Source organism: Rickettsiella grylli (genome assembly GCF_000168295.1).
Taxonomy (GTDB): domain Bacteria; phylum Pseudomonadota; class Gammaproteobacteria; order Diplorickettsiales; family Diplorickettsiaceae; genus Aquirickettsiella; species Aquirickettsiella grylli.
This window is the reverse complement of record NZ_AAQJ02000001.1, coordinates 47,164-66,217: the sequence shown is the minus strand read 5'-3', so window position 1 is coordinate 66,217 and position 19,054 is coordinate 47,164. Positions and strand designations below refer to the sequence as shown.

19 protein-coding genes and 1 tRNA gene are annotated in these 19,054 nt (G+C 37.4%); 8 read left to right on the top strand and 12 right to left on the bottom strand.

The features are described 5' to 3' along the window. Position 1: 1 nt before the first annotated feature. From rsmB to def, 3 genes are read right to left on the bottom strand one after another with little or no spacing between them, the layout of a single operon-like run. On the bottom strand, positions 2-1,330 hold the full coding sequence (gene rsmB, locus RICGR_RS00345) for a 16S rRNA (cytosine(967)-C(5))-methyltransferase RsmB (RefSeq protein WP_006035717.1): 1,329 nt from the start codon (positions 1,328-1,330) through the stop codon (positions 2-4). Next, complete coding sequence (gene fmt, locus RICGR_RS00340; RefSeq protein WP_006035318.1) at positions 1,323-2,267, bottom strand: methionyl-tRNA formyltransferase; 945 nt, start codon at positions 2,265-2,267, stop codon at positions 1,323-1,325. Before fmt ends, rsmB begins: the two co-directional genes overlap by 8 nt. Further along, positions 2,264-2,770, bottom strand: a complete 507-nt coding sequence (gene def, locus RICGR_RS00335; RefSeq protein ID WP_006035558.1) for a peptide deformylase — start codon at positions 2,768-2,770, stop codon at positions 2,264-2,266. Before def ends, fmt begins: the two co-directional genes overlap by 4 nt. 261 nt (positions 2,771-3,031) lie before the next feature. Between def and RICGR_RS00330 the strand changes: the two genes are divergently transcribed. Continuing rightward, positions 3,032-4,279, top strand: a complete 1,248-nt coding sequence (locus tag RICGR_RS00330) for a hypothetical protein (RefSeq protein WP_006035028.1) — start codon at positions 3,032-3,034, stop codon at positions 4,277-4,279. A 132-nt stretch (positions 4,280-4,411) separates the two neighbouring features. On the opposite strand, the gene cydB is transcribed toward RICGR_RS00330, so the two are convergent. Both cydB and RICGR_RS00320 read right to left on the bottom strand, forming a co-directional pair. Then, positions 4,412-5,404, bottom strand: a complete 993-nt coding sequence (gene cydB, locus RICGR_RS00325) for a cytochrome d ubiquinol oxidase subunit II (protein ID WP_006035947.1) — start codon at positions 5,402-5,404, stop codon at positions 4,412-4,414. Further along, positions 5,405-6,784 (bottom strand): cytochrome ubiquinol oxidase subunit I, encoded by a 1,380-nt coding sequence (locus RICGR_RS00320; RefSeq protein WP_006035986.1) that lies wholly within the window; start codon positions 6,782-6,784, stop codon positions 5,405-5,407. A gap of 349 nt (positions 6,785-7,133) precedes the next feature. On the opposite strand from RICGR_RS00320, the gene thpR reads away from it, so the two are divergent. Beyond that, positions 7,134-7,727, top strand: coding sequence for an RNA 2',3'-cyclic phosphodiesterase (gene thpR, locus RICGR_RS00315; RefSeq protein WP_006034795.1), 594 nt, complete (start codon positions 7,134-7,136; stop codon positions 7,725-7,727). Positions 7,728-7,742: 15 nt separating this feature from the next. On the opposite strand, the gene RICGR_RS00310 is transcribed toward thpR, so the two are convergent. The 3 genes from RICGR_RS00310 to dapA form a co-directional block, all read right to left on the bottom strand. Then, positions 7,743-7,835: transfer RNA gene (locus RICGR_RS00310), tRNA-Ser, on the bottom strand. A gap of 10 nt (positions 7,836-7,845) precedes the next feature. Beyond that, positions 7,846-8,073, bottom strand: coding sequence for a hypothetical protein (locus RICGR_RS00305; RefSeq protein WP_040615040.1), 228 nt, complete (start codon positions 8,071-8,073; stop codon positions 7,846-7,848). Positions 8,074-8,080: 7 nt separating this feature from the next. Further along, positions 8,081-8,968 carry a 4-hydroxy-tetrahydrodipicolinate synthase gene (gene dapA, locus RICGR_RS00300; protein WP_006034661.1) on the bottom strand — a complete coding sequence of 296 codons (888 nt, stop codon included), beginning with the start codon at positions 8,966-8,968 and terminating at the stop codon, positions 8,081-8,083. 411 nt (positions 8,969-9,379) lie between these two features. Between dapA and RICGR_RS00295 the strand changes: the two genes are divergently transcribed. From RICGR_RS00295 to RICGR_RS07795, 4 genes are read left to right on the top strand one after another with little or no spacing between them, the layout of a single operon-like run. Continuing rightward, positions 9,380-10,402 carry an aminoglycoside phosphotransferase family protein gene (locus RICGR_RS00295; RefSeq protein WP_006034864.1) on the top strand — a complete coding sequence of 341 codons (1,023 nt, stop codon included), beginning with the start codon at positions 9,380-9,382 and terminating at the stop codon, positions 10,400-10,402. After that, the gene (murU, locus tag RICGR_RS00290) at positions 10,399-11,073 is read left to right on the top strand and encodes an N-acetylmuramate alpha-1-phosphate uridylyltransferase MurU (RefSeq protein ID WP_006035245.1); all 675 of its coding nucleotides are present in this window, start codon (positions 10,399-10,401) and stop codon (positions 11,071-11,073) included. The genes RICGR_RS00295 and murU overlap by 4 nt, the downstream gene beginning before the upstream one ends. A 6-nt stretch (positions 11,074-11,079) precedes the next feature. Next, on the top strand, positions 11,080-11,496 hold the full coding sequence (locus RICGR_RS07800) for a pyrroline-5-carboxylate reductase family protein (protein WP_050763943.1): 417 nt from the start codon (positions 11,080-11,082) through the stop codon (positions 11,494-11,496). 21 nt (positions 11,497-11,517) lie between these two features. Continuing rightward, positions 11,518-11,898 carry a pyrroline-5-carboxylate reductase family protein gene (locus tag RICGR_RS07795; protein ID WP_338049519.1) on the top strand — a complete coding sequence of 127 codons (381 nt, stop codon included), beginning with the start codon at positions 11,518-11,520 and terminating at the stop codon, positions 11,896-11,898. Positions 11,899-11,919: 21 nt separating this feature from the next. Here RICGR_RS07795 and RICGR_RS00280 read toward each other — a convergent pair whose 3' ends face one another. After that, complete coding sequence (locus tag RICGR_RS00280; protein ID WP_006035893.1) at positions 11,920-13,497, bottom strand: phosphoenolpyruvate carboxykinase; 1,578 nt, start codon at positions 13,495-13,497, stop codon at positions 11,920-11,922. Positions 13,498-13,579: 82 nt separating this feature from the next. Continuing rightward, entirely contained in the window at positions 13,580-14,647 is a 1,068-nt protein-coding gene (locus RICGR_RS00275; protein WP_006035597.1) for a hypothetical protein, read from the bottom strand. A gap of 130 nt (positions 14,648-14,777) precedes the next feature. Between RICGR_RS00275 and trpS the strand changes: the two genes are divergently transcribed. Next, positions 14,778-15,875: a tryptophan--tRNA ligase gene (gene trpS, locus RICGR_RS00270; RefSeq protein WP_006035831.1), complete on the top strand. Its 1,098-nt coding sequence runs from the start codon at positions 14,778-14,780 to the stop codon at positions 15,873-15,875. Between the two features lie 4 nt (positions 15,876-15,879). Here trpS and dcd read toward each other — a convergent pair whose 3' ends face one another. Together dcd and apbC are read right to left on the bottom strand one after the other, a co-directional pair. Next, positions 15,880-16,446 (bottom strand): dCTP deaminase, encoded by a 567-nt coding sequence (gene dcd, locus RICGR_RS00265; protein ID WP_006035424.1) that lies wholly within the window; start codon positions 16,444-16,446, stop codon positions 15,880-15,882. 15 nt (positions 16,447-16,461) lie between these two features. Beyond that, the gene (gene apbC / locus RICGR_RS00260) at positions 16,462-17,283 is read right to left on the bottom strand and encodes an iron-sulfur cluster carrier protein ApbC (RefSeq protein ID WP_006034990.1); all 822 of its coding nucleotides are present in this window, start codon (positions 17,281-17,283) and stop codon (positions 16,462-16,464) included. A gap of 81 nt (positions 17,284-17,364) precedes the next feature. On the opposite strand from apbC, the gene metG reads away from it, so the two are divergent. Next, positions 17,365-19,026 (top strand): methionine--tRNA ligase, encoded by a 1,662-nt coding sequence (metG, locus tag RICGR_RS00255; protein ID WP_006035957.1) that lies wholly within the window; start codon positions 17,365-17,367, stop codon positions 19,024-19,026. Positions 19,027-19,054: the final 28 nt, after the last annotated feature.

Sequence of the window (19,054 nt, the reverse complement as noted above, 5' to 3'; positions counted from 1 at the left end):
CCTATTTTAAACCGATCCCCTCGCGCATGAGCTTACGTAACCTCGCATAATAAAAGCCGTCCGCTCCATGAATTTCGGGAAGAATTTGTCTTCCGATTGGACAGGCTAACCCCCAGGTTTCCCGAATAACTTCTTCTCGAGCGTCAAAATGATGCGTTAAAAAACGTTTTAATACATTGGCATTTTCTTCGGGAAGTACAGAGCACGTCACGTACAGTAAAATGCCGCCAGGCTTCAATAATCCCCAAAGGCTTGATAGTAGTTGATACTGTTGATCAGCGAGTTGAATAACATCTTTCTCTCTTCGTAATAATTTAATATCGGGGTGTTTACGGATAACGCCTGTTCCTGAACACGGTGAGTCCAATAATATTCTATCGAACATTCTCCCCTTCCAAAAAATTTTAAAATCCTGAACCTTCATGGGAAACAACTGGATCTTTTTCTCAGTCAATTTTAAACGTTTTAGATTATCCTTAAGTCTCGTTAATCGAACGACGTCCGCATCAACAGCCACACAACAAGCCAACTCGGGTTGTGTTTCTAAAATATGAGTTGTTTTACCGCCTGGTGCCGCACACGCATCTAAAACGTGTTGTCCATCTTCTAATAGTAGCAATGAGGCTGATAGCTGAGCAGAAATATTTTGTATTGAAATTTCCCCTGTCCTAAAACCCGGTAACTTATCGACTGGAAATGAAGTATCCAGTATAATTCCTGATTGACTCAATTCGCTCAATGTAGCGTTTATATTGTTATTGTTTAGTTTTTGTAGATAACTTTCTCGTGTAATTTCCAATTGATTTACACGCAAACTCATTGAAGCTAAATGATTGTTGGCATCTAAAATCGATCGCCACGCGTTTGGCCACGCGTGTTGTAATTTTTTAATGAGCCAATCAGGATGTGCGAGATGTGTTATTTGAGATACTTTTTTTAATAAACCCGTTTTTTGTCGTTGAAAGGATCGCAAAACACCATTAATGAGCGGGGCCGCCCATCGTTTACGTAATTCTTTGGCCGCTTGAACCGTTTCATAGACTGCAGCGTGTGGAGATATATTTAAATAATTCAGTTGGTAGAGGCCTACTAACACCAAGGCGTAAATATCCTGATCTGAACGGTTCAGTGATTTTTTCAATAAAAAAGAACTCAATTTCTTTAAAGGAAAATACCACCGTATTACGCCATAACATAATTCTTGAATAAACGCTCTATCGCGAACGTCAATTCCAGAAGGGACTTCCGCAAACAAAATCGTATTAAGCGCTATTTTTTTCTTTAAAAAACGGGAGATAATGTGTGCTGCTATTCTACGCGTGTTAGACATACATTCGATCTAAAATAGCACCTACATGGAATAACTCTGATTGTCCATGAATAAAACTTGAAATGGGTAAGCAGCGTCCTCCAGGCCATTGCACTTCTAATAAACGTAAAACTCCCTTTCCTGTCGCTACATCAATCCCTTCTCTGTCCACCTTTAGGATTAAACCTGGTTTTTCAGAGGTTGTCTCTTCCAATACTTCGGCTTTACAAATCCGCAATATCGATTTCCCGAGCACAACACGGGCAACGGGTTTAGGATAAAAGGCACGGACCAATCTATCTAAATAAATTGCTGGCTGCTCCCAATCTATTTCTGCTTCTGACTTATTAATTTTTTTGGCATACGTACTCTCTTTTTCATTTTGTGGCTCGGATCGATAGGATCCACTTTCAATCCATTTCAAACTTTCGAGTAATGCATGAGCACCCAACTCAGCCAAGCGATCTTGTAATGTTTTATTAGTATCCGTAGGCTCGATGCTACAGGGAAATTTCTTGATTATCTCACCGGTATCTAAACCTTCGTCCATCTGCATGATAGTAATACCCGTTTCTCGGTCGCCCGCTAAAATTGCCCGCTGTATAGGCGCTGCACCTCGCCAACGTGGAAGCAACGAGGCGTGGACATTAATACATCCAAAACGAGGCATCGCTAATACTGCTGGCGGTAAAATAAGCCCGTAAGCAACAACGACCATTAAATCTGCATGCAAAGAAGCTAATTTCTTCTGTTCTTTCGATTCACGGAGACTAAACGGTTGAATCACTGGTAACTTATTTTCTAAAGCCATTTTTTTCACAGGGCTCATTAACAATTTTCGCCCTCTTCCTGCCGGCCGATCGGGTTGGGTATAAACAGCGCAGAGTTTATACGCTGATGCCAATGCATGTAAACTCGGTAAGGCAAATTCAGGCGTTCCTGCAAAAATTAGTTTCAATACTTCCTCCTTTTTTTAATTTTATCCAGTTTCTTACGGGCGAGTTGTTGTTTCAGAGGGGATAAATGATCTAAAAATAATTTACCATTCAGATGATCGACTTCATGTTGTATACAATGCGCCAATAAACCTTCTGCTTCTATTTCATAGGGTTTTCCATTTCTATCTAAAGCCTGTAATTTAACCCATAGCGCTCGCGGCGCTTTGTCGTATATCCCGGGGACTGATAAACAACCTTCTTCCAGTAAAGCTTCTCCTTTTTTTTCAACAATAGTGGGATTAATTAAGCATAAGGTATGCGATTTATTATTGGTAACATCAATAACAGCCAATTTTTTGCTAATCGCAATTTGTGGCGCTGCCAAACCTATCCCCTTGGCGGCATACATCGTTTCAAACATATCATCGATTAACTGCTGTAAAGTCGCGTCAAAAACAGTAATGGACGTTGTCGGAACACGCAAACGCACATCAGGCAGTTGGATAATAGGATAAATAGCCATAAAGAAAGTTATCGCTTATTCAATTAAAACTCAAAATGAATGATATGCCCATTATATAAATATTACACTCTAAATCTAGCCTCTGATAGACTAAATGTTAATTTTTCGTCCTTTAATGCACGTCAATCACTTTTTCTCCAAAAATAAAACTATTATTAATGGATTAAATGGAGTAAAATTTCCTCTATTAAAGAGAGAAAGAGTTTGCTTCATGCAAATTCTATAAAATTGGATTAACCTATAATTATAATCAATCATCAAATGAATAATCTCGTATCTTTTTTATCCGATTCTCGTCTCACTCAAGATATTGCTTGTTTGCTGACGTTTCTTCAGCAATCTTTCAATCAAGATAATTTTTTTAAAGCATTTCCTAACGCTATTTTAAAAGCAACGTTAGACGAATTAAAATTTGATTTTGATAATGAAAAAACACTTTCTATTACGTTAAAAAATGATTTGAAAAAAAAGAAATTTAATGTTCCTAATACACTGCTTAGCGCTATCGGATTTCCTCCAAATAAACTCACAGAAAAGTTACAACACGACCAATTTCTAGAATCCGAATTAACACTCAAAGAAGCATTAGAAAAAAACATAGCGCCTCATAATCAAACGATCATTCATTTAACGATTACCAATTCTATTCATTCGTTACAAGAAAAAAATTTTCAGCGTCACGAAAACAGCGAAAAAGAAATTGAAATCCAACTTTTTTTTATTTTTCTTAAAAGCACTATACAACAGTTTGCGTTCACTAAAAATCATACTTCTTCATCTTCCGATTCATTAGTAAGCACTGCAGCGCATTTAACAGCATTATTTATCTCTAATTTAAATAATGTGATGACTTCTTTAAAAGAAACGTTAACCTCTTCCACTGTGTTTTCCTACGGAGTACTTTTTACAAAATTAATGAATTTAACGCCTCAATCAAACCAAAAATCTATTAGACAGTTACTTGACGCACTCATCGAAAATGCGCTAGAGCGTCCATTACACATAAAGTACGATTTTTTTAAAAGAGCTTTTTTTTCAGAAGAAGGGTTTTCCACGATTGTTTATGATCGTGATGATTACCGCTTCATTCAAACCTGTTCAAAAAACTTCAATTCTCTCGTCGAACACTATCAAAATTTTGTTCAGCTTATTGAAGCATTAACCGCGCATCATCATAAAATAAATGAAATTATAGATTTAGCCGTGAAATTAAAAAAGGCCACTGATACTTATTTTCAATCGGTATTATATAACATTGTATTTAACTTTCCCAATGCAGACGTCTTTACTACTTTCAAAAATGTTGTTGAAAGTGAAATTTCAATTTTTCAAAAAAAACATCCCTGTTCAACTGAAGTAAACGGTATATTAAATAAAATATTAAATGCTTTAGCCAGAATTGTCCCTCATTTTTTAATCTCGAGGGAACAAAGAGCACGTTTTTTTCATCCCGGTGAAGCCAGAATATTTCTTAAGATTGAAAATTCTGTTCCCTCAATGAAAATTTAATACAAGAAACATTTTAATGCGGGATAAAATAGCCTAATAATTTAGAAACAACAATAATAGTTGCCACACTGGCTACATATAGACCAATAAACCATAACCATTGACGTATACGTTTTTTCATAATGATGAACGTTAATAGTGAATCGTCGTTTTTACTTTCCCTCTAAAAACATTATAAGAATAAAGCGTGTAAACGAATAATATTGGTAATATAATAACGGCGCCTACTAATATAAATTTTAAAGTGGAAGGTGGGGCGGCAGCTTCCCAAACAGGGATTACATGGGGAACAATATAAGGCCACGCACTAATGCAAAACCCTGTATAAGAGAAAACAAATAACCCGATGGTGAGTATAAACGGCAGTTTTTCTTTTTTTCTATGCAAACAATAAAAATTATAAAAGACGGCCGCTATTGTTAAAATAGGCAAAAACGATAGATAATAAAAATTAGGGAATGAAAACCAACGGTGCATAACGTGCGGTTCGGTTATTGGCGTCCAAATACTTACACAAACGAGAAAAAAAGCAACTACTCCCAGTAAAATTTTAGCTGCTTTAAACATGCGGGATTGTAACTCCCCTTCAGTTTTTATAATTAACCAGTTTGCGCCCAGTAATGCGTAACCGCAAACGACTGCGATTCCTGTAAAAAAAGTAAACGGTGTTAACCAATGATAGGCAGAATGCGGTAACGGAAGCTTGTAACCATAACCTTTTACAAACGTCCCTAAAATAACGCCTTGAATAAACGCCGCTGAAATTGATCCTGCTGAAAAAGCAATATCCCAAATAAATTGACTTTTATTGGCTTTAAAACGAAATTCGAAAGCAACACCACGGAAAATCAACGCGATTAATAAAATCATGATGGGCATATATAATGTGGGCAATAAAATTCCGTAAGCGGTTGGAAAAGCAGCATATAATGCTGCAGCACCAAATACCAACCATGTCTCATTCCCATCCCAAACAGGGACAACCGTACTCATCATAATATCTCGATATTCATTTTTTTTAAAAAAGGGAAATAAAATACCAATACCGAGATCAAAACCATCCAATAAAACATACATCATAATAATTAAAGAGATAATCGTGGCCCATGTAAGAATTAAAAACATTTATTCACCCTCTGGCGCTAAATATTTAAAGGGAGTTTCCGTAACCACTTCTGCAGACGATCCATCGGTTAAAGGACCAACGGGTCCTTTTCGGATTAGTTTAAAAAGATAAAATAAATAAAAACTAAATATAAAACCATAAACAATAACTAATAAGATCAATGAAAAAACAACTTGATGAAAAGGAACGATCGATGCTCCTTCTGTGGTAGTCATCCAGTTATAAACTATCCAAGGTTGTCTTCCAGATTCTGCTGTAACCCAGCCAGCAATTGTGCTTAAAAACCCTAAAGGGGCTATTAATATACAGAGCCGGTAGAATCCGTTGGAGTGATAAAGTTGTCCACGCCATCTCTTCCACAGTGCATAAAGCGCGACAAAAAAGAATAAAAAGCCTATCCCGACCATAACCCGAAACATCCAAAATGTGGCACCGACGACTGGCCTATCTGCGCGCGGGACGCTTTTTAATCCGATTAATTGACCCTCCCAATGATGTGTATTAATTAAGCTTGCCAGTTTTGGTATACTTATTTCATAATCATTTTTTTCTTGTTGACTATTTGGAATAGCAAATAGTACTAAAGGGGCGCCATTCTGTGTGTTCCAGTTACCTTCTATTGCGGCTGTTTTTAAGGGTTGATATTTGAAAACGTTTAAACCGACCATATCACCGAGCACTATTTGAATTGGCGTTATTATCATCGCGGCGCCTAAAACAAATGAAAAACAGGGTTTTGCTATATCGACGTGTTTTTTCTTTAATAAATACCACGCTGAAACACCCGCAATGACAAAACACGTCGTCAACAATGAAGCCGTAACCATATGCAGAAAACGAGGAATAGCCGAAGGATTAAATACGACTGCCCACCAGCTATCGACAACGTATTTTCCTGCATCACTATGAAAACCGGCGGGCGTTTGCATCCAAGAATTAGCGGATAAAATCCCTAAAGCAGAAAATAGTGTTCCTAACGTAACCAGTATCGTTGCTAAGTAATGTAGTTTCGGACCAACCTTATCCCAACCAAACAGCATTACGCCTAAAAAACCAGCTTCTAGAAAAAAAGCAGCAAGCACCTCATAAACAAAAAGTGCACCAATAACGCCACCCGCCACATTGATAAAAGGGCCAAAGTTAGTGCCCAGTTCATACGCTAAAACGACTCCTGAAACAACCCCCATCCCGAACGTCAGTGCAAAAATTTTGGTCCAAAATTGACAAATTCTTAAATAAACGGGATTTCCTGTCTTTAGCCAAACCCCCTCCATAATGGATAAAAAAATAGCTAAACCAATATTGAGTGTGGGGAACAAAATATGAAAACCAATCGTAAATCCGAACTGAACTCGAGAAAGCAATGTAGTATCGATCATCATAATGCACTTAAAAATGTAAAAATTATTAGCTAGTATACTCCAATTTTACAAAAACCAAATCTCATAATTAATTGGCGTATTAAAAATTTATCTTTCAAACAATATCATGGTAAAGTAGATAAAATAAATTCATTTGCTGAAAAATAAAATTTAGGATTAAGTTTACAATGTAAATCGTCAATTGCTGATAAAATACAGCATTCAAACAAGATTATAATAAGCGGTTATGAAACGCATTATGATAGCTTGTTTTCGCGGAAAAAATAAATAGCTAACAAGAAGCTTACTTACTTTTCCATTAAAATAAGCGGTTTCAACTCTCATAGTTTTAATAAGGAAATTACACTTGAGCACACACGACCCTTTACGTTTATTTTTTGCTGTTGAATTAAATTCCGAATTACGTCGAGCGCTATCTCAGCTCATTGATGAACTCAAACAAGAACCTTGGGGCCATCGAGTTCGGTGGGTACAACCCGAAAATCTTCATATTACGCTGCGTTTTTTAGGAACAACGCTGCCTGAAAAAATCTCGGAATTGGTCAAGCATGCTCATAATGCAATTAATAAAATAGAGCCTTTTCCGCTCCAACTCCATAATATTCGCTTCTTTCCATCACCCACCGCTCCCCGCGCGATAGCTGCAGATATCATTCCAACTTCAGAGCTCTTTGAACTGGCTAATGCATTAGAAGAAGTGGCGTCAAACCTAGGTTTTACGCCAGAAACCAAACCCTATTTGCCTCACTTAACGCTCGGTCGGATTATCCATCATCATGCACCCAATCTAAGAGAGGAATTAAATTTAAATACTAGCCCTATGATAGTGAATGAAATTGTCCTGTTTAATAGCAAAAAAACTGAATATAGCCAGAATTATGCGCCACTTGAATACATTTCGTTGCAAAAAGCGAAAATCAATAGCCACGCGGAAATCTAAAACGTTCACAGGTCATGGCGGAGAGGGTGGGATTCGAACCCACGTGGGATTTTAAAACCCCCATCCGATTTCGAGTCGGCGCCATTATGACCGCTTTGGTACCTCTCCAATTTTTTAATCAGACCGTAGGCGGCAATAAACGAGGTAATTGCGTGGGCCTACGAGCAACTTGAGGAATATTATATCTTTCTTCCTTAGAAATCTGTAAACCAGGCGGAACCTCCAACAAAGGTAATTCCTGACTATACAAGTATTGTGACCGTTGTGTTTTTACATATTTATTTACAGATGAACAAGCCACTAAGTTTACAACAAAAAAAATTAAAATTAAATAAAATAGCTTCATTCTCATTTTAGGATAAAGTCTTCACTAAATTGATTACAGGTTTCAAATCGGCTTGATGGGCAACCGATAACGGCGTTAAGGGCAACCGCAACGTAGATGACGAAATGATACCGCGTTGTGCCGCTAACCATTTCACAGGAATAGGATTCGTTTCAATAAATAATCCTTGATATAAAGGACGCAATTGTTTGTCAATTTTGCTCGCTGCTTCCCAATCTGCTTTTTTGGCTAACTCACAGAAATGATGCATTGATTGTGGTACAAGATTTGCTGCCACAGAAATTACGCCTTTTCCTCCCCTCTGCATAATGTCTAAAGCAGTATTATCATCCCCACTATAGACATCAAAATTTTTACCGCATAATTTTAAAATATTTTTCACTCGCTCCACCTGGCCCTCTTTTATTCCCACTATATTTGGAATGCTTGACAGTTTAACCACCGTTTCAGCCAGTAAATCACATCCTGTCCGTTTGGGTACATTATAAAGAATGATTGGGATAGGTACTTTGTTTGCTATCACACTAAAATGCTTGTAAAGCCCATCCTGTGTAGGACAGTTATAATAGGGCGTGACTAACAAACAGGCATTAACACCCGCTTTCATCGCTAATTGTGTCTTTTCAATCGTGTTTTGTGTCGATTGAGTTCCTGTGCCTGCAATAATGGGAACATGTCGATGCGTGTTTTGATTGGCTTGTTCAACAACCGTTTTAATCACATTAACGTGCTCTTCTGAAGTGAGCGTTGAAGCTTCCCCAGTGGTTCCCATAACAACAATACCATCGGTGCCTTGTGCAATATGCCAATCGACTAGCTTACGTAAGCTTGCATAATCTATAGAGCCACTTTCTTGCATGGGCGTAACCAATGCGACTATACTGCCATGGAACATCGTTTTTTTCCTCGTTATCAATACGATAGAGACTTCCGAAGATAGTTTTCAATTGCCGACAAAATATAACAGGCTGAAAAAATAAATTCACCCCTTTCTAATGGGAGTTCTTTTTAAACATCCATGAACAGAGAATTTTGTGCTATTTGTTCCCTATTTTTATAAGCGCCAATCATCAAACTAAAAATTCCTGAAAGAATTATTAAGTATAGAGGATACTCACAATCTATACTACATTGGGATTGGTAGATTAGCCCGTTCATTCCGGTGTAAGATAGCACTCGAAAATAAAAAACTGATTTTCCTTTCTACTTTCTAAAGACTAGTGAGCCTCTTCCAGAGAATTTTTAGTACTAAACAGTAACGATAATCTTTAGAATGACATTATTCAAGTGAAGAATAGGGGTATATATGTCTATTTTTGAACAATCGCCACAATTAACACCGTTAAAAAATTGGTTGAAAGAATCGTGCGCTCTGGCATGCTCCACTTTTAAATTACAACCTTTGGCAAATGACGCGAGCTTTCGCCAATATTTTCGTTTGCAACAAGATGATATGAGTCGCATTGTCATGATAGCACCTCCTGATAAAGAAAATATTATCGCTTTTGTTACGATTGCGAGAAATTTTGCGCGTCAAGGAATTTATACGCCAGAAATACTTGCCTATAATCTTAAACAAGGCTTTATGTTGCTAAGCGATTTAGGAAATAATTTATACTTAGATAGACTCAACCCCAAGACCGTTGACGATTTATATCATCGAGCGCTTTCAGTTATTTATCAAATTCAGATTTGTCACCCTAAATTTCCAAATGACAAATCGCTCGGTCTGTTTAATGAAAAACTGATTCGATTCGAATTAGGGTTGTTCATTGATTGGTTCATCAAAAAACATTTAGGGCTAACCCTAACCCCTGAAATCAATGCTATATTAGAAAATACGTTTAAAATTTTGATAAACGCTCTTCTTGAACAACCTCAAGTGTGTATTCATCGTGATTATCATTCGCGCAATTTGGTTTTATTAGAAAATAAAAATGTGGGGGTTTTAGATTTTCAAGACGCATTATATGGACCCATTACTTATGATGTGGCTTCATTATTGCGTGATGCTTATGTTGATTGGCCCACTTGTCATGTTTATCAATGGGCTTTAAAATTTTACACTACCCTCAACATAAAACATCAATTTTCTAAAGAAAAATTCATTCGCTGGTTTGATCTCACGAGTCTTCAACGACATTTAAAAATATTGGGTATTTTTTCACGACTTAATTATCGAGATAACAAGCCCCATTATCTATCCACAGTAACGCGCTTGTTCAATTATATGAATAAGACATGCGAAAACTATGCTGAACTTTTACCGTTTAAAACATTATTACAAACAAAAATTCAACCAAAACTTTATGAGAAAGAAAAAAAATGAAAGCGATGATACTTGCTGCGGGTCGTGGTTCACGGCTGCGTCCTTTAACTGATAAAAAGCCTAAGCCCTTGATTTCGGTGAATAACCAACCACTTATTGTTCATCAAGTCATGAAACTAGCTAACATCGGCATAAAAACGATAGTCGTTAATGTTTCTTATCAAGCTAAACAAATTATCGAAACCTTAGGCGATGGAAAAGCGTATGGCGTTAACATTGAATATTCTTTTGAACCGACTGCGCTGGAAACAGGTGGGGGAATTTGTCAAGCATTAACCCTTTTAGGAAGGGATCCCTTTATGGTAATAAGCGCTGATATTTGGACCGATTTCCCCTTAAAAAAACTGTTATCTCATCGTTTAGAGACTGGTGCGCTCGCCCATCTTATTTTAGTTGATAATCCACGTTTTCATCCTCAAGGCGATTTTCACCTTACTCACACGGGTTTACTCGATTTAAATCCCTCCAATAAGTTAACCTTCGCTAATCTTGGAATTTACCATCCGAATCTATTTCAAGGGAAATCAGGCATTTTTCCATTATCATCACTTCTGTATCAATCGATTGCAGAAAAAAAAATAACGGGAGAATATTACAAAGGTTTATGGTTTAACATAGGAACACCCACTGAATTAGAACATCTCAATGACTATTTGAGGCAAAAGAAGTAACGAAATATGCAAAACTTAACGATCAGTTTCATTGGTGCCGGTAATATGGCCACTAGCATTATCAACGGTTTATTGAAAAAAAACTTCCCTGCCAAAAACATATGGGCTACGAATAATAATAGTGAGCAATTAAATCAACTAAAAAGCTTAAATATTAATCTGACCACCGATAATAAAACCGCAGTACGCCGATCAACAGTTGTCGTTCTCGCTGTAAAGCCACAAATTTTAAAATCGGTTGCCCTTGAAATCGCAAAATGTATGCAAGAAAGAAATCCTCTCGTTATTTCAATTGCAGTAGGTATTCGTTTAAATCATTTAGAAAATTACCTACTTAATCAAAATTTAGCCCTGATCCGTTGTATGCCTAATACACCTGCTTTAATTGGCTGTGCAGCAACTGCTTTATTTGCAAATCCATAGTGTTCTCTCTCTCAAAAGAAAATCGCTGAATTTATTTTCAATGCCATTGGTACGGTCGTTTGGTTAAGTAACGAAGAACAGGTTGATCTTGTTGCTGCTTTAACGGGAAGTGGTCCTGCTTATTTCTTTTTATGGATGGAAACCTTAGAAAATGCCGCAAATGAATTAGGTTTATCTAAAGAAATGGCTCACGCACTCACGTTGCAAACTGCTTTAGGTTCTGCTCGGATGGCCATTGAAACTAAAAAAAATTTAACCCAATTAAGACAGCAGGTAACCTCACCGGGCGGGACAACTGAAAAGGCCATAGAAAGTTTAAACGCTGCGCACTTAGACGACATTATAAAAAAAGCGCTTACAGCGGCTCAAAATCGCGCAAAAGAACTTGCTCAAACTTTTTAATAATGAACCAAAAATTCTTCTTTATTCTTTATAGGGAGTCGGTCCGGCATTTCGAATCGTTAAACTGACATCAAACTGTTTAAAATTATTAACAAATTTATTGATGAGCTCATGCGCTTTATGATCATATTCTGCGGGATCTTTCCATGTCTTTTTAGGATTTAATAGATTGCTCGCTATACCTGGCAACGCGTTAGGAATAGCCAAATCAAACCCTGGCAATCGTTCGGATTCTGACTTGGAAATCTCATCATTTAAAATAGCCTTTATAACAGCACGGGTGACAGGAATAGAAAAGCGTTGTCCTCCACTCACCCCATAAGCTCCTCCCGTCCAACCTGTATTGACTAAATAAACTTTCGCATGACTCTCTTTTAACCGTTTAATTAATAGTTCAGCATAGACTTTTGCAGGTCGTGGAAAAAAAGGTGCGCCAAAACAGGTGCTAAATGTTGTTTTGATAGGTTCAGTTTGACCCACTTCCGTACTCCCAACTAATGCCGTGTAACCGCTTAGAAAGTAATAGGCTGCCTGTTCATGATTCAAATAAGCAACAGGGGGCAATACACCATACAAATCACAACACAAAAAAATGATAGCGTCTGGCGCGCGATCAACTCGGTTGGGAAAAACCCGTGAGTCAATAAAATCTAAAGGATAAGCGACGCGTGTATTTTGAGTCCGTGTTGAATCGTTATAATTGGGTTCTAACGTTTTAGGGTTAAGCACCACGTTTTCCATGACGGCCCCATGACGAATCGCTTTCCAGATTAAAGGTTCGCGTTCCTTGGATAAATCAATGCATTTGGCATAACAACCGCCCTCAAAATTAAACACACCTGTTTTACTCCAGCCGTGTTCATCATCACCAATCAAAAAACGGCTGGGATCAGCAGACAACGTGGTTTTCCCCGTTCCCGATAAACCAAAAAATAAAGCCACATCCCCTTTTTCGCCAACATTAGCAGAGCAATGCATCGGTAAAACATCAACGTGAGGCAGTAAATAATTCATAACCGAAAACATGGCCTTTTTGATTTCGCCCGCATAACGATGTCCACATAATAAAACCCTACGCTGAGCTAAATGGATGATTAAAGCGGCGTCACTATTAACGCCATCTCGTTCTGGGTCTGTTTTCAACCCTGGAAGACTTAAAATGGTCCACTCCGGATGAGCAACTTTTCCATAAAAATGAGCTGGACGAATAAAAAGCTGTCGTGCAAATAAGTTATGCCACGCGTATTCTGTTATTACTTTAACGGGTAAAAAATAAGTAGGATCAGCACCCACTTGTAAATTAGAAATAAACAAATCGATTTTTTTCGCATATTGTTCGGCACGTTGCCACAAAACATGGAAACGATCTTCTGAAAAAGCTTGGTTAATAGAATCCCAATCAATATTATTTTCACTTGTGGGTTCTGTGACAATAAATTTATCTTTAGGGGATCGCCCTGTCCGTTGGCCAGTAACAACCGATAAAGCACCATTCGCAGCGATGACCCCTTCTCTTCGCTCTACGGCATAATTAATTAACGCATCAACTGGTAAATCGATAAAAAGCCTCGATGAATTTTTAGATTGAACCGCTGACATAGCCTACGCTCCTTAGCTTACAGATGTCGAAATGTTAACACAGATGAAAAAGCAATAATATTCCAAAAAATATTTTTTAACGTTAAGGACGCATTCTATAGGGGAAGCTATTCTGTGGCTCATAGACTTCAAAAGATGAAAATAAGAACGTTTTTTTTTGCGGAATAACAATTGGAGAAGAAATTAAATGAATAATTATATTAAACAATATTAATATAAAGTCTCGATACGCCTTCAATATCAATTCATTCATTTTATTCCGATGCGATTTTTCAAAAAAACTCGGTAATGCACAAGGGAAATCTAAAGACAATAATTTAGAAAATGTAAATTTTGATGATTTCGGATGCAAATCATGAAATTGAGATTGTATTTTAAAGCTTACATCTTCTTCAGATAATTTTTTTATATTAATTTCCATCGATTTTGGATCTAAAGTAATCGTATGCTTTACGGTAAACTCTATTAGATTTTCACCTTGTTCCGTGCCAAAAACAAAAGGCATTGCTTTTTGATCAATGGGACGCAAACCTATTTTTTGACGGTTGTTTTCCCCCAGCTTTGTTCTAATATAGTTTTGAATATAAACAATTTTTTCTTTTTCAGATGGGTCTAAATCAAAAGATAACAATTCTCCCGCTTGAGCAAAAACCTTCTGTAACATATCGACGGGCAAAAAACCTAATTTTTTTACACTAAATTTCTCTGTAACGACCAATTTCTCAGAACCAAACTCACAGATAATATGATGTTTATGCCCTTGATTAACGTTTGGGGTAAAACCCAATGAATTGATATGGAATGTTAAAAACTGCCTCGCCGTATAAAACATTCCCCCTTGATGAAAATTCTGCAATAATAATCGCTTAAATTTTTCATTCAGCTTTCCTATTCTAAATAAAAAAACTTCGTCCGGATCAGGACCTATCCCTGTTTTTCTTTGTAATAATTGGGCATCGGTATTGAAATCCTGATCGTGCTTTATATAAGACCATTCGCCTGACTCATCTTTAATGGTTAAGCCATACATCCTTTTCAAATCTTCGACAACTTGTACGCGATCTTCTACATGACTTGGGTAGGCAAACTCTTGTAATGCGTTAAGCCATTCAGTTTCAAAACTTAATTCGAGTAATTGACCTTTTAACATCGGATGACCGTTATTTTTTTTTAGGTTAAAGGTTGTAAACTGTTAATCTATTCTCTCTCTATAAATATACACTAAAAAGTGTAAATTAATCATGTTATATTAGCAAAATAATCTTAATTTTAAATTAATTATGGCTATAATCCGTTCTAAACCTCGTTTGCTGACAGGCGACACCCCCACAGGGAGGCTCCATCTTGGTCATTGGGTAGGATCTTTAGCTTTGCGTGTGGACTTGCAAAAAACTTATGACTGTTATTTCATTATCGCTAATGTTCATGCATTTACCACACGCGCCGAATCTCCTGAAGAAATCCGTCAAAATACGTTTGACATCGCCTTAGATTATCTTGCTTCTGGCATCGATCCAACACAAAGTCATATTTTTATTCAGTCAGAAATTCCGGCTATAGCTGAACTCACTTCCTTTTTTAGTATGCTCATTTCTTTTCCCAGAGTCATGCGTAATCCAACCATAAAAGAGGAAATTCGGCAAAAAAACCTAGGCGATAACTATCCGTTTGGTTTCTTACTTTATCCTATAGGGCAAGTCGCAGATATTCTTAGTTTTCGACCTAACATTGTGCCTGTGGGGGAAGATCAAATAGCGCACTTAGAATTAGCCCGTGAAGCTGCACGTCGTTTTAACCAAATTTATTGCGGTGTCGATCCACACACAAAAGATGAAGATTATATCGCTAAAGGGGGGTTATTCCCTATTATTCAAGCAAAACTTAGCCCTGTACGTCGATTAGTTGGAACAGGCCCTCCGAATGCAGAAGGGGTATTGCCCAAAATGAGTAAATCGTTAAACAATGCCATTTATCTGAGTGATGACGTTGACACCATTAAGAAAAAGGTAATGGGCATGTATACCGACCCCAACCGGTTGCGCGCAACTGATAAAGGAACTATAGAAAATAATCCTTTATGGATATTTCATGATGTTTTTAACCCTGATAAAAAATGGGTTAGCGAAGCAAAAGATAAATATCGAAAAGGTCAAATCAAGGATGTGGAATGCAAACGCGTACTCGTCGACAGAATCGTCGAACTGACTCAACCCATACGTGAACGTAGAAAACGCTATGAAAAGGATCCCGGTGCGGTTTTACACATTTTAAAACAAGGGACCGCACAAGCCAATCAAATTGCAGAAGAAACACTGAGTAAAGCTAAAGCATGTATGAAACAAGATTATTTTAAACGGTTGGTCACATTAATCGAATAAAACACTAGGTGACCGGCAACGTTACTCCACGCTGACCTTGATATTTGCCCCGACGATCGCAATAGGATACTTGGCAAACCTCGTCAGACTCTAAAAATAGCATCTGTGCTACGCCCTCATTGGCGTATATTTTAGCGGGTAGAGGCGTCGTATTGGAAAACTCAAGTGTAACCTGGCCTTCCCATTCGGGCTCCAACGGAGTGACATTGACGATAATTCCGCAACGTGCATACGTTGATTTACCGACACAAATAGTAAGAATATTCCTTGGAATCCGAAAATATTCGACCGTATGTGCTAAAGCAAAAGAATTAGGCGGGATAATACAAACATCATTTTTTACATCAACAAAACTATCTTCTGAAAAATTTTTAGGATCAACAATCGCAGAATTAATATTCGTAAACACGCGAAACGCGTTAGCACAACGCACATCGTATCCATAACTGGAAACACCATAAGAAATAATGCGCCCATCCCCCGTTTGGCGCATTTGATGAGGTTCGAAAGGCGTTATCATTCTATATTCTTTTGCCATACGGCAAATCCATGCATCAGATTTAATCGACATATTTATTTCCTAATACTATTCTTTATCGATAACTATTTTCGGAAATCGAAAAGTTTTTGTTTTTGGATGGTTCAGTTGTTCTGTTATTTCGCGTGCTATCTTTCGATAAATATCAGCAATAGCACCTTGTGGCTCTGCAAGAAAAATAGGTGTCCCGACATCCGCTTGCTCGCGAATTTTTCCGTCTAAAGGTAAAGTACCGAGCAACCTCATATCATAGGCTTTAGCAAGCCGCTCCCCTCCACCATGGCCAAAAATAGGTTCTTTATGACCGCAATTTCTACAGGCATACATACACATATTTTCAACAATGCCTAACAAAGGTACTTTAACCTTGTTAAACATCCCGATGGCCTTGCGTACATCCAACAACGCAATATCCTGCGGCGTTGTCACAATGACAGCGCCTGATAAAGGGATTTTTTGGGTTAAGGTTAGTTGGATATCTCCTGTGCCGGGTGGCAAATCAACGACCAAATAATCAAGATTATTCCAGTGCGTATCATTTAATAATTGCTGTAAGGCCCCTGTCGCCATAGGACCACGCCAAATCATGGGGGTACTCGCATCAATTAAATAGCCAATTGACATTGATTGTAGACCGTGCGCATAAACCGGTTCCAAGGTTTTACCATCTTTGCTTGTTGGCTTCTCGTTAACCCCTAACATTTGCGGCTGATTAGGACCATAGATATCCGCATCCAGGATCCCAACATTTTTATTTTCTACTTCAGCAAGCGCTAAGGCTAAATTAACAGCGGTCGTTGATTTTCCAACACCTCCTTTTCCGGAAGCGATAGCAATAATATGTTTGATTTTATTAGCACGACTTAACATAATATTTAAGAAAATTATAACTTGACGCCACTGCTCGCAAAAAGGCAGAATTTGATACTCAATAATACGCAAAAGATGAGTATGCAGCAAACACCTCGAAAATTATTAGTCACAAGTGCCCTACCGTATGCCAATGGTCCTTTACATATCGGTCATTTATTAGAACATATTCAAGCGGACATATGGGTCCGTTTTCAAAAAATCAGGGGGCATCATTGTATTTTTATATCCGGAGAAGATGCGCATGGGACACCCATCATGCTCGCAGCACAGCAACGCAACATAAGCCCGGAAGCTTTAGTGCGCGAAATAGCCGATGCACATCAACACGATCTTACAGATTTTTTTATTGAATTTGATAATTTTTATACCACGCATTCTCCAGAAAATGAAGCATTAACGCGTTTCATTTACCAACGTATGAAAGAGAAAGGAAACATCTATAAAAAAAGGATCAAACAAGCTTACGATCCCTCAGCGAAAATGTTTTTACCTGACCGTTATGTTAAGGGCGCGTGTCCTTGTTGTAAAGCACTTGATCAATATGGTGACAATTGCGAAGTTTGTGGTTCTACTTATTCTCCATTGGATCTTCTTGATCCTAAATCGATTATTACAGGAACGAGCCCTGTTGTAAAAGAATCTGAACATTATTTTTTTCGACTTTCCGACTATACCGAGTTTTTACATCAATGGATCACACAAGAGGATCATCTTGCTGATGAAATCAGCAATAAACTTTTAGAATGGTTTAAAGAAGGCTTACACGATCTCGACATTTCACGTGACGCTCCTTACTTTGGTTTTAAAATTCCAGGAACAGAAAATAAATTTTTTTATGTCTGGATCGACGCACCAATAGGCTATATGGCAAGTTTTAAAAATCTCTGTTCGCGCCATAGCGATTTACATTTCGATGAATATTGGTCTTGCCCCACAACGACTGAGCTCTATCATTTCATCGGTAAAGATATTATTAATTTTCATGCTATCTTTTGGCCTGCAATATTAAAAAGTGCAAATTTTCGTTCGCCTACGGCGATTTTTGTGCATGGTTACGTAACGGTTAATGGACAAAAAATGTCAAAATCTCGCGGAACCTTTATTTCTGCACGACACTACCTTAACCATCTCGATCCTGAATATCTGCGATATTATTATGCAACCAAACTGAGTCGAAAGACAGAAGATATTGATTTTAATTTACACGATTTTATTCAAAAAATTAATTCAGATTTGATCGGAAAATTAGTCAATATTGCAAGTCGGTGTGCAAGCTTTATTAATAAAAAATTTGCGCATCAATTATCTAAAAATCTATTAAATCCTGCACTCATGGAAACGTTTATTCGTCAAGGCGATGAAATTTCAAGTCATTATGAAGCACTGAATTACAATCGCGCGATGAAACTTATTATGGAATTAGCGGACAAAGCAAATCAAATGATTGATGCTGAAAAACCGTGGCTACTCATTAAAAATCCAAATTCAGTCGAACGTGCTCATGCGGTCTGTAGTTTAGGGTTAAATCTTTTTAGAATTTTAATACTTTATTTAAAACCCGTACTTCCAATGACCGCCAAAAAAGTAGAACGTTTCTTAAATATCCCAACCTTGACGTGGAATCAACGAGAAAAAGGATTATTCGATCATAGAATAAACACGTTTACTCCTTTATTACAACGTATTCCTGAAGAAGTTATTGTTACTATGCAAAAAATGAATTCGATTACTGCACATTAAATTTTATTTACATTTATCTTCATTTAAT

Bases quoted from the DNA above. Each gene is read 5' to 3' on its own strand.
- rsmB (WP_006035717.1), bottom strand. From the start codon at position 1,330: ATGTCTAACACGCGTAGAATAGCAGCACACATTATCTCCCGTTTTTTA.
- def (WP_006035558.1), bottom strand. From the start codon at position 2,770: ATGGCTATTTATCCTATTATCCAACTGCCTGATGTGCGTTTGCGTGTT.
- RICGR_RS00330 (WP_006035028.1), top strand. From the start codon at position 3,032: ATGAATAATCTCGTATCTTTTTTATCCGATTCTCGTCTCACTCAAGAT.
- cydB (WP_006035947.1), bottom strand. From the start codon at position 5,404: ATGTTTTTAATTCTTACATGGGCCACGATTATCTCTTTAATTATTATG.
- RICGR_RS00320 (WP_006035986.1), bottom strand. From the start codon at position 6,784: ATGATCGATACTACATTGCTTTCTCGAGTTCAGTTCGGATTTACGATT.
- RICGR_RS00305 (WP_040615040.1), bottom strand. From the start codon at position 8,073: ATGAAGCTATTTTATTTAATTTTAATTTTTTTTGTTGTAAACTTAGTG.
- dapA (WP_006034661.1), bottom strand. From the start codon at position 8,968: ATGTTCCATGGCAGTATAGTCGCATTGGTTACGCCCATGCAAGAAAGT.
- RICGR_RS00295 (WP_006034864.1), top strand. From the start codon at position 9,380: ATGTCTATTTTTGAACAATCGCCACAATTAACACCGTTAAAAAATTGG.
- murU (WP_006035245.1), top strand. From the start codon at position 10,399: ATGAAAGCGATGATACTTGCTGCGGGTCGTGGTTCACGGCTGCGTCCT.
- RICGR_RS07800 (WP_050763943.1), top strand. From the start codon at position 11,080: ATGCAAAACTTAACGATCAGTTTCATTGGTGCCGGTAATATGGCCACT.
- RICGR_RS00280 (WP_006035893.1), bottom strand. From the start codon at position 13,497: ATGTCAGCGGTTCAATCTAAAAATTCATCGAGGCTTTTTATCGATTTA.
- RICGR_RS00275 (WP_006035597.1), bottom strand. From the start codon at position 14,647: ATGTTAAAAGGTCAATTACTCGAATTAAGTTTTGAAACTGAATGGCTT.
- trpS (WP_006035831.1), top strand. From the start codon at position 14,778: ATGGCTATAATCCGTTCTAAACCTCGTTTGCTGACAGGCGACACCCCC.
- dcd (WP_006035424.1), bottom strand. From the start codon at position 16,446: ATGTCGATTAAATCTGATGCATGGATTTGCCGTATGGCAAAAGAATAT.
- apbC (WP_006034990.1), bottom strand. From the start codon at position 17,283: ATGTTAAGTCGTGCTAATAAAATCAAACATATTATTGCTATCGCTTCC.
- metG (WP_006035957.1), top strand. From the start codon at position 17,365: ATGCAGCAAACACCTCGAAAATTATTAGTCACAAGTGCCCTACCGTAT.